The 6,573-nt window shown below is 75.0% G+C and carries 9 protein-coding genes; 5 read left to right on the top strand and 4 right to left on the bottom strand.

The window, feature by feature from the left end; translation table 11 throughout:
• Nucleotides 1-106: 106 nt before the first annotated feature.
• A complete protein-coding gene (locus tag AB0O29_RS24465; RefSeq protein ID WP_365154768.1) occupies nucleotides 107-604 on the bottom strand; it encodes a hypothetical protein in 498 nt (165 codons plus the stop codon).
• A gap of 201 nt (nucleotides 605-805) precedes the next feature.
• A complete protein-coding gene (locus AB0O29_RS24460) occupies nucleotides 806-1,057 on the bottom strand; it encodes a hypothetical protein (protein ID WP_365154766.1) in 252 nt (83 codons plus the stop codon).
• A gap of 157 nt (nucleotides 1,058-1,214) precedes the next feature.
• Here AB0O29_RS24460 and AB0O29_RS24455 point away from each other — a divergent pair, with 157 nt between their 5' ends.
• The 5 genes from AB0O29_RS24455 to AB0O29_RS24435 all read left to right on the top strand — a co-directional run bounded on the left by AB0O29_RS24455 (nucleotide 1,215) and on the right by AB0O29_RS24435 (nucleotide 4,991).
• Nucleotides 1,215-2,420: a sensor histidine kinase gene (locus AB0O29_RS24455; RefSeq protein ID WP_365154763.1), complete on the top strand. Its 1,206-nt coding sequence runs from the start codon at nucleotides 1,215-1,217 to the stop codon at nucleotides 2,418-2,420.
• Entirely contained in the window at nucleotides 2,417-3,082 is a 666-nt protein-coding gene (locus AB0O29_RS24450; RefSeq protein WP_365154761.1) for a response regulator transcription factor, read from the top strand. The genes AB0O29_RS24455 and AB0O29_RS24450 overlap by 4 nt, the downstream gene beginning before the upstream one ends.
• Nucleotides 3,083-3,197: 115 nt before the next feature.
• Nucleotides 3,198-3,494: an SHOCT domain-containing protein gene (locus AB0O29_RS24445; RefSeq protein ID WP_365154758.1), complete on the top strand. Its 297-nt coding sequence runs from the start codon at nucleotides 3,198-3,200 to the stop codon at nucleotides 3,492-3,494.
• A gap of 84 nt (nucleotides 3,495-3,578) precedes the next feature.
• Nucleotides 3,579-4,211 (top strand): pyridoxamine 5'-phosphate oxidase family protein, encoded by a 633-nt coding sequence (locus tag AB0O29_RS24440; RefSeq protein ID WP_365154756.1) that lies wholly within the window; start codon nucleotides 3,579-3,581, stop codon nucleotides 4,209-4,211.
• 39 nt (nucleotides 4,212-4,250) lie between these two features.
• The gene (locus AB0O29_RS24435) at nucleotides 4,251-4,991 is read left to right on the top strand and encodes an SOS response-associated peptidase (protein WP_365154753.1); all 741 of its coding nucleotides are present in this window, start codon (nucleotides 4,251-4,253) and stop codon (nucleotides 4,989-4,991) included.
• Nucleotides 4,992-5,126: 135 nt separating this feature from the next.
• Here AB0O29_RS24435 and AB0O29_RS24430 read toward each other — a convergent pair whose 3' ends face one another.
• Together AB0O29_RS24430 and AB0O29_RS24425 are read right to left on the bottom strand one after the other, a co-directional pair.
• Nucleotides 5,127-5,771 (bottom strand): HAD family phosphatase, encoded by a 645-nt coding sequence (locus tag AB0O29_RS24430; RefSeq protein ID WP_365154750.1) that lies wholly within the window; start codon nucleotides 5,769-5,771, stop codon nucleotides 5,127-5,129.
• Nucleotides 5,772-5,775: 4 nt separating this feature from the next.
• On the bottom strand, nucleotides 5,776-6,531 hold the full coding sequence (locus tag AB0O29_RS24425; RefSeq protein WP_365154747.1) for a DeoR/GlpR family DNA-binding transcription regulator: 756 nt from the start codon (nucleotides 6,529-6,531) through the stop codon (nucleotides 5,776-5,778).
• Nucleotides 6,532-6,573 lie beyond the last annotated feature (42 nt).

Below are 6,573 nucleotides of genomic sequence, written 5' to 3'. Positions count from 1 at the left end.
CCTATTCCACTCTCTCCGGGGGGTTTTGGGGCTTCGCGGGCGGGCCCGGCGCGGGGGGGGGGGGGGGGGGGGGGGCGGGGGGGGGGGGGGCGCCCCGGCCGGCCGGTCAGTGGAAGAGCATGGAGGCGCCCCCGGCCGCCGTGGTGACGGAGCCCGGGCACAGGAAGCTGCCCGAGGCCTTGGTGGCGGTGAAGGCGCGGTTCACGTACTTGCGGGTGGTCCCGTCGCGGTCCCAGACGATGTTCGACGCCTTGTAGCGGCAGGAGACGAAGCTCTGGCTGCCGGTGATGTCGATCAGGTCCGTGCGGGCGGTGGCGGTCGCGTCGTCGAACGTGAAGGCCGGGTTGTTGTTGAGGGAGGCGGTGATCCCGCCGTCGCAGGCGAGGTTGCCGCCGGGCTTGTTGATGCTGGTGCGGTCGACGGTGAGGGCGGTGGGGGGATTGGCGCTGGTGCGGGCGTTGGTCCAGGTGCAGGTGTTGCCCGAGACCACGATCACGCCGTCCGCCTTCTGGTCGGCTGCGGGGCCGAGGGCGGCGGCGCTCGTGACACTGCCGGCGGTGGCCGCGAGGGTCAGGGCCGCTATGGCGAGTTTCGCGCGGTGCATCATGTCGCTCCTCCGTGACACGTCCTTGTGGGGGTGTGGTGCGAGGGCGGTACCGAGTGCGCAGGGAGCGTGCCACAGGGGTCTTGAGAAGTCAGGAGGGATGTCATGCGCGTGTCAAGCATGGCCGGAATGCGGCGGTCGGAGGGTGACGCGGGCCGGGGCGGGTGGCCGGGCGGGTGGCCGGGCCGTGGGGCGGGGCGGTCAGGGGACGTCGGTGTCCGTCGGCTCGGCCTCGTAGACGTGCGGGGCCTCGCCCTGCCACTCGATCGCCGACGGCGCACCGCCCAGGACCACCTCGTCGGGGTCCGGCACCTCGGCGCGGCGCAGGAACTCGATGACGTCGGGGTCCGAGTGCGCGAGCCCCAGGACCGTCTCGCGGCCCCGGGCGCGCAGGCTCACCCGGCGGCCGCCCGACGGTGAGACGCGGTGTACGACGATCGGCGCGTGCTCCATCCCTCCACCCTGGATCCGGCCCGGGAAGGCCGCATCCGGGCGGGGCCGGGCGGTGTCGCCGCAGCCCGGCGTACCCGGGCGTACTACCGGGGGAGTACGCCGCGAACGCTACGCGGGGGTGACGCGGGTGACGGAGGCGGCGGTCTAGCTTGATCGTATGGAGAAATGGAACGCACGCCCGGGATCCCCGTGGCGGCGGTGGGCGGAGCGGACCGGGCGGGGCCCGGCCTGGCGGTCCGCGCTGCTCGTCGCCGTCCTCGCCCAGGCGGGCACCGGATGGGCCGCCCACGCGCAGACAGGCCGGGTCCCGCTGGACGCCTTCGCCCGGATCCTGCTCCTCCTGGGGCCCGCGCTGCTGGTGGTGCGCCACCGCCACCCCGTGCCCGTCGCGTACGGGACCGTCGCCGTCACCCTGGTGTACCTCGGCGCCGGCTTCCCCTACGGCCCCGTCCTCGCCGCCCCGGCCGTGGCCTGTTTCGCCGCCCTCATAGCCGGGCGGCGCCGGGCCGCCTGGGGCGCGGTCGGCCTGCTCTGGGGCGGACACCTGCTCCTCGCGCACTGGCTCTACCGGTGGCTGCCGCCCGCCGGGGACGGCCCGGCCCCCTGGGGGCAGGAGCTGGGCCTGACCGCCTGGGGCCTGGCGATGCTCGCCCTGTCCGAGCTGTTCCGCGCACGCCGCGAGCAGTGGGCCCGCGAGCGGGCGGAGCGGGCCGCCGCCGCCCGGCGCCGGGCCGACGAGGAGCGGCTGCGCATCGCCCGCGAGCTGCACGACGTACTCGCCCACAGCATCTCGGTGATCAACGTCCAGGCCGGCGTCGGACTGGCCCTGCTCGACACCGACCCCGAACAGGCGCGTTCGGCCCTGACCACCATCAAGGCGGCCAGCAAGGAGGCGCTCGGCGAGGTCCGCCAGGTCCTCGACACCCTCCGCGCCCCCGGCGCCGCCCCGCGCACCCCCGCCCCGGGCCTCGACCGCCTCCCCGAGCTGGTCGAACAGGCCGCCGCCACCGGGCTCACCGTCTCCACCGAGACCGCCGGGCGGCCCCGGCCGCTGCCGCCCGGAGCCGACCTCGCCGCCTTCCGCGTCCTCCAGGAGGCCCTGACCAACGTCGTACGGCACTCCGCCTCCCGCACCGCCCGCATCCGCCTCGGCTGGCGGTCCGACGCCCTCGAACTGCGCGTGGACGACGACGGCCCGGCCACCGGCGACCCCGCCGGCGGCAGCGGCAACGGCCTCGCCGGAATGCGCGAACGGGCCGGCGCCCTCGGCGGCACCGTCGAGGCCGGCCCGCGCCCCGACGGCGGCTTCCGCGTACGGGCCACCCTCCCCCTGAACACCGACCCCGACCGGGAGACCCCGTGATCCGCGTCCTGCTCGCCGACGACCAGCTGCTCGTCCGGGCCGGGTTCCGCGCCCTCCTCGACGCCCAGCCCGACATCGAGGTGACCGGCGAGGCTGCCGACGGCCTCGAGGCCGTCCGGCTGGTCAGGGAGCTGCGCCCCGACGTGGTCCTCATGGACATCCGCATGCCGGTCCTCGACGGACTCGCGGCGACCCGCTCCATCACCGGGGACGCGGCGCTCGCGGCGGTCCGGGTGGTCATGCTGACCACCTTCGAACTCGACGAGTACGTCTTCGAGGCGATCCGCGGCGGCGCCTCCGGCTTCTTGGTCAAGGACACCGAGCCCGAGGAACTGCTGCGCGCGGTGCGGGCGGTGGTCGCCGGGGACGCGCTGCTCTCCCCGGGCGTCACCCGCCGCCTGATCGCCGAGTTCGCCGCCCGCTCCCGAGAGCCGGCCCCCGCCGAGGGGCTGGAGCGGCTCACCGACCGCGAGCGGGAGGTCATGGCACTGGTCGGCGCGGGCCTGTCCAACGAGGAGATCGCCCGCCGCCTGGTCGTCAGCCCGCTCACCGCCAAGACGCACGTCAGCCGCACGATGGTGAAACTCGGCGCCCGCGACCGCGCCCAGCTGGTGGTCCTGGCCTACGAATCGGGCCTCGTCCGCCCGGGCTGGCTGGGCTGAGGTACTCCCGGGGGAGCAGCCGGGGTGCAGCCGGCCGTACGACGCGCCGCACCCCTCCCGCGGGCCAGGCTCGGAGCGGAACGAGACACCGGCACTCCCGAGGAGCTGAACCACCATGAACCCCCTCACCACCCTCGCCTACGGCGGGCCCGGCCCGTGGATCCTGTTCGCCCCCCTGGTCTGGGCGGCGGTCGTGGTCACGGTCGTCACCGTGCTGCGCCGCACCGCCCGGCGCGGCGGCCGCAGGGCACCGTGGCAGGCGGCCCGCGAGGCCCCGTACGGCGGCCACTCGCCGATCGCGATCCTGGGCCGGCGCTTCGCCTCCGGCGAGATCGACGAGGACGAGTACTGGCGCCGCCTCTCCGTCCTGGACGAGCAGTTCGGCCGCCCCCTCAAGGACGGCCCGGCCTGAACCGCCCTCCGCAATCGATCATGAGATAGTCGGACCACCGTGCCGCCCGCCCGGCACGGCGATCCGATCAGGGGGAGCCGGACAGTGGAGACGACGTCAGCCGTGGAGATCACCTCCGAGGCCGAATTGCGGGAACTGCTCGGCCCGGTCGAACCGGTGGCCGCGGCGAAGGCGCGGCCGTCCCTGCACGAGCACCACAAGCGGTGGATCGCCCGGTCCCCGCTCTGCCTGATCGCCACCTCGGCCGCCGACGGAAGCTGCGACCTCTCCCCGAAGGGCGACCCGCCCGGCTTCGCCAAGGTCCTCGACGACACCACCCTCGTGATCCCGGACCGCCCCGGCAACCGCCGCGCGGACGGCTACCGCAACATCCTGTCCAACCCGCACGTCGGACTGCTCTTCATCGTCCCCGGCCGCGGCGACACCCTCCGTGTCAACGGCCGCGCCCGGCTGCTGCGCGACGCGCCCTTCTTCGACACGATGACCGTCAAGGGCCACCGGCCCTCGCTCGCCCTGCTCGTGGAGACCGAGGAGATCTACTTCCACTGCTCCCGGGCCTTCCTGCGCTCCGGAGTGTGGAGGACGCAGACCTGGGACCCCGACGCGGCCCCCTCCCGGGCGGTGATCTCCAAGAGCCTGGAGAAGCCCCACAAGTCCCTGGAGGAACTGGAGCGCTACTACGGTCCCCAGTACGCGCAGAACGACCTCTACGCCTGACACCGGGCCCGGGGCGGGAGTGCGTGGCAGGCTGGAGCCATGTGCGGCCGTTACGTCTCCACCCGCAGCCCCGAAGACCTGACGGGCCTCTTCAGCGCCGCCCCGCCCGCCCCGGACCTGGTCCTCCCGCCCAGCTGGAACGTCGCTCCCACCGACCCGGTCTGGGCCGTGCTGGAGCGCGCCGACCGGGAGAGCGGGCTCCTGGAACGGCAGCTGCGCGCCCTGCGCTGGGGGCTGGTGCCGTCCTGGTCCAAGAGCGCGGACGGCGGCGCCCGGATGATCAACGCCCGGGTCGAGACGGTCGGCGAGAAACCCGCCTACCGCCGGGCCTTCGCCAAACGCCGCTGCCTGCTGCCCGCCGACGGCTTCTACGAGTGGGAGGCCGTCCCGGCCACCGCCACCGCGAAGGCCTACAAGCAGCCGTACTTCATCACCCCGCAGGACGGCTCGGTCATGGCGATGGCGGGCCTGTACGAGTTCTGGCGCGACCCCGCCGTCCCGGACCCGGAGGACCCGGCCGCCTGGTGGTCGACCTGCACCGTCATCACCACCGAGGCCACCGACGTGGCGGGCCGCGTCCACCCCCGGATGCCGCTGGCCCTCACCCCGGCGCACTACGACGCCTGGCTCGACCCCGCGCACGAGGACCCGGCCGCCCTGCGCGCCCTCCTGACCACCCCGGCGGCAGGCCGCCTGGAGGCCCGCGCGGTCACGACGGCGGTCAACAGCGTCCGCAACAACGGCCCCGAACTCCTCGCCGACGCCCCCGGCACGCGGTGACGGCTGCCCCCGGTACGCGGTGACGGCTGCCCCCGGTACGCGGTGACGGCTGCCCCCGGTACGCGGTGACGGCCGCACCCGGTACGCGGTGACGGCAGCCCCCGGCACGCGTGACGGCCGCACCCGGCCGCGGGCTCAGACCGGGCCCAGCGCTTCGCGGAGGCGGGCCGCCGAGGTGAAGACGTGGCCCCGCATGCCCGCCGTACGGGCGGCGCGGACGTTCTCCTCGCGGTCGTCGACGAACAGCACCCCGCCCGCCGGAACGCCGAGCTCCCGCAGGCACCACGCGTACGCGGCCGGGTCGGGCTTGGCGTGCCCGATGCGGCAGGACAGCGCGCGCACCCGGAAGTGGGCGAGCCAGGGGTGGTGGCGTTCGTAATAGGCGGCCAGCTCCTCCGGGATGTTGGACAGGAGGGCGACCGTCCGCCCGGAGGCCGCCAGTTCCCCGACCAGGCCCACCATCTCCTCGTCCACCGCGCTCCAGCTCGCGACGTCGGCCTCGATCAGGGCGGCCGTCCGCTCGGCGTCGAAGCGGGTGCCGAGGGCGCCGGCGACCAGTTCCCAGTAGCCGGGGCCGGTCAGCCGGCCGCTGTCGTAGGGCGGCCGCAGGGACCAGTAGGCCTCCCAGAACGGATCCGGATCCGGTTCCGCTCCGGCCGCCCCGACGAGCCGGGCCCGGCCCGCCGGGGACTGCGTCCGGGCGATGACGCCGAACATGTCGAAGAGCACGGTCCCGGGGACCTCAGGGATCTCGGGGGTCTCGGGGGTCGGGTCCGTCATCCCGTCACACCTTCCGTACGGTGACGCCGGCGGCCGCCAGCGCGTCGGTCGCGTCCCGCGGAGCGGCCCCGTCGGTGACGACGGCGTGCAGCGCGGAGGCCGGCAGGACATGGGCCAGGGCGGTGCGCGAGAGCTTCTCGGACTCGGTGACGGCGATGACCCGCCGGGCCGAGGCGATCGCCGCCCGCTTGACAGCGGCGTCGGCCAGGTCGTAGGCGGTCAGCCCGTCAGCCGCCGACAGCCCGCAGCAGCCGATGACCGCGGTGTCGAACCGCAGCGCGGCCAGCGAGGCCTCCGTCAGCGGCCCGGTCAGCGCGAGCTCCCCCCGGCGCGGCGCCCCGCCTGGCAGCAGCAGCGTCAGACGGGGCGCGTCGGCCAGGGCGTTCGCGGCGTGCAGGGACAGCGGCATGACCGTCAGCCTGCGCCCGTGCAGCGCGCGGGCCACCTCCAGGCAGGTGGTCCCGCTGTCGAGGACGACCGACTCCCCGTCCGCCAGCAGGGCGGCGACCTCGGCGGCCAGGCGCCGCTTGACCTCCAGCCCGTCGCGGGCGCGCAGCGGGAACGGGATCTCCTCACCGCGCAGCAGCAGGCTGCGGGCCCCGCCCCGGTAGCGCTCCAGCACCCCCTGCTCGGCGAGGGCCTCCAGATCGCGGCGGATCGTCATCTCGGAGGCGCCGGTGAGCTCCGCGAGCTCGGCGACGCTACGGCTGCCACCGGCGCGCACGGCGTCGGTGATCTGCCTCAGGCGGTCTGTACTCATCCTCCGATTGAACATCCACGATGTTCGAAACGCAAGTTTCAA

This window comes from Streptomyces sp. NPDC089915 (assembly GCF_040684675.1).
Classification (GTDB): Bacteria; Actinomycetota; Actinomycetes; order Streptomycetales; family Streptomycetaceae; genus Streptomyces.
Note: the sequence above shows the minus strand (reverse complement) of the source record. Positions and strands in the feature narration are given on the sequence as shown.

Bases quoted from the DNA above. Each gene is read 5' to 3' on its own strand.
- AB0O29_RS24435 (WP_365154753.1), top strand. From the start codon at position 4,251: ATGTGCGGCCGTTACGTCTCCACCCGCAGCCCCGAAGACCTGACGGGC.
- AB0O29_RS24465 (WP_365154768.1), bottom strand. From the start codon at position 604: ATGCACCGCGCGAAACTCGCCATAGCGGCCCTGACCCTCGCGGCCACC.
- AB0O29_RS24460 (WP_365154766.1), bottom strand. From the start codon at position 1,057: ATGGAGCACGCGCCGATCGTCGTACACCGCGTCTCACCGTCGGGCGGC.
- AB0O29_RS24445 (WP_365154758.1), top strand. From the start codon at position 3,198: ATGAACCCCCTCACCACCCTCGCCTACGGCGGGCCCGGCCCGTGGATC.
- AB0O29_RS24430 (WP_365154750.1), bottom strand. From the start codon at position 5,771: ATGACGGACCCGACCCCCGAGACCCCCGAGATCCCTGAGGTCCCCGGG.
- AB0O29_RS24455 (WP_365154763.1), top strand. From the start codon at position 1,215: ATGGAGAAATGGAACGCACGCCCGGGATCCCCGTGGCGGCGGTGGGCG.
- AB0O29_RS24425 (WP_365154747.1), bottom strand. From the start codon at position 6,531: ATGAGTACAGACCGCCTGAGGCAGATCACCGACGCCGTGCGCGCCGGT.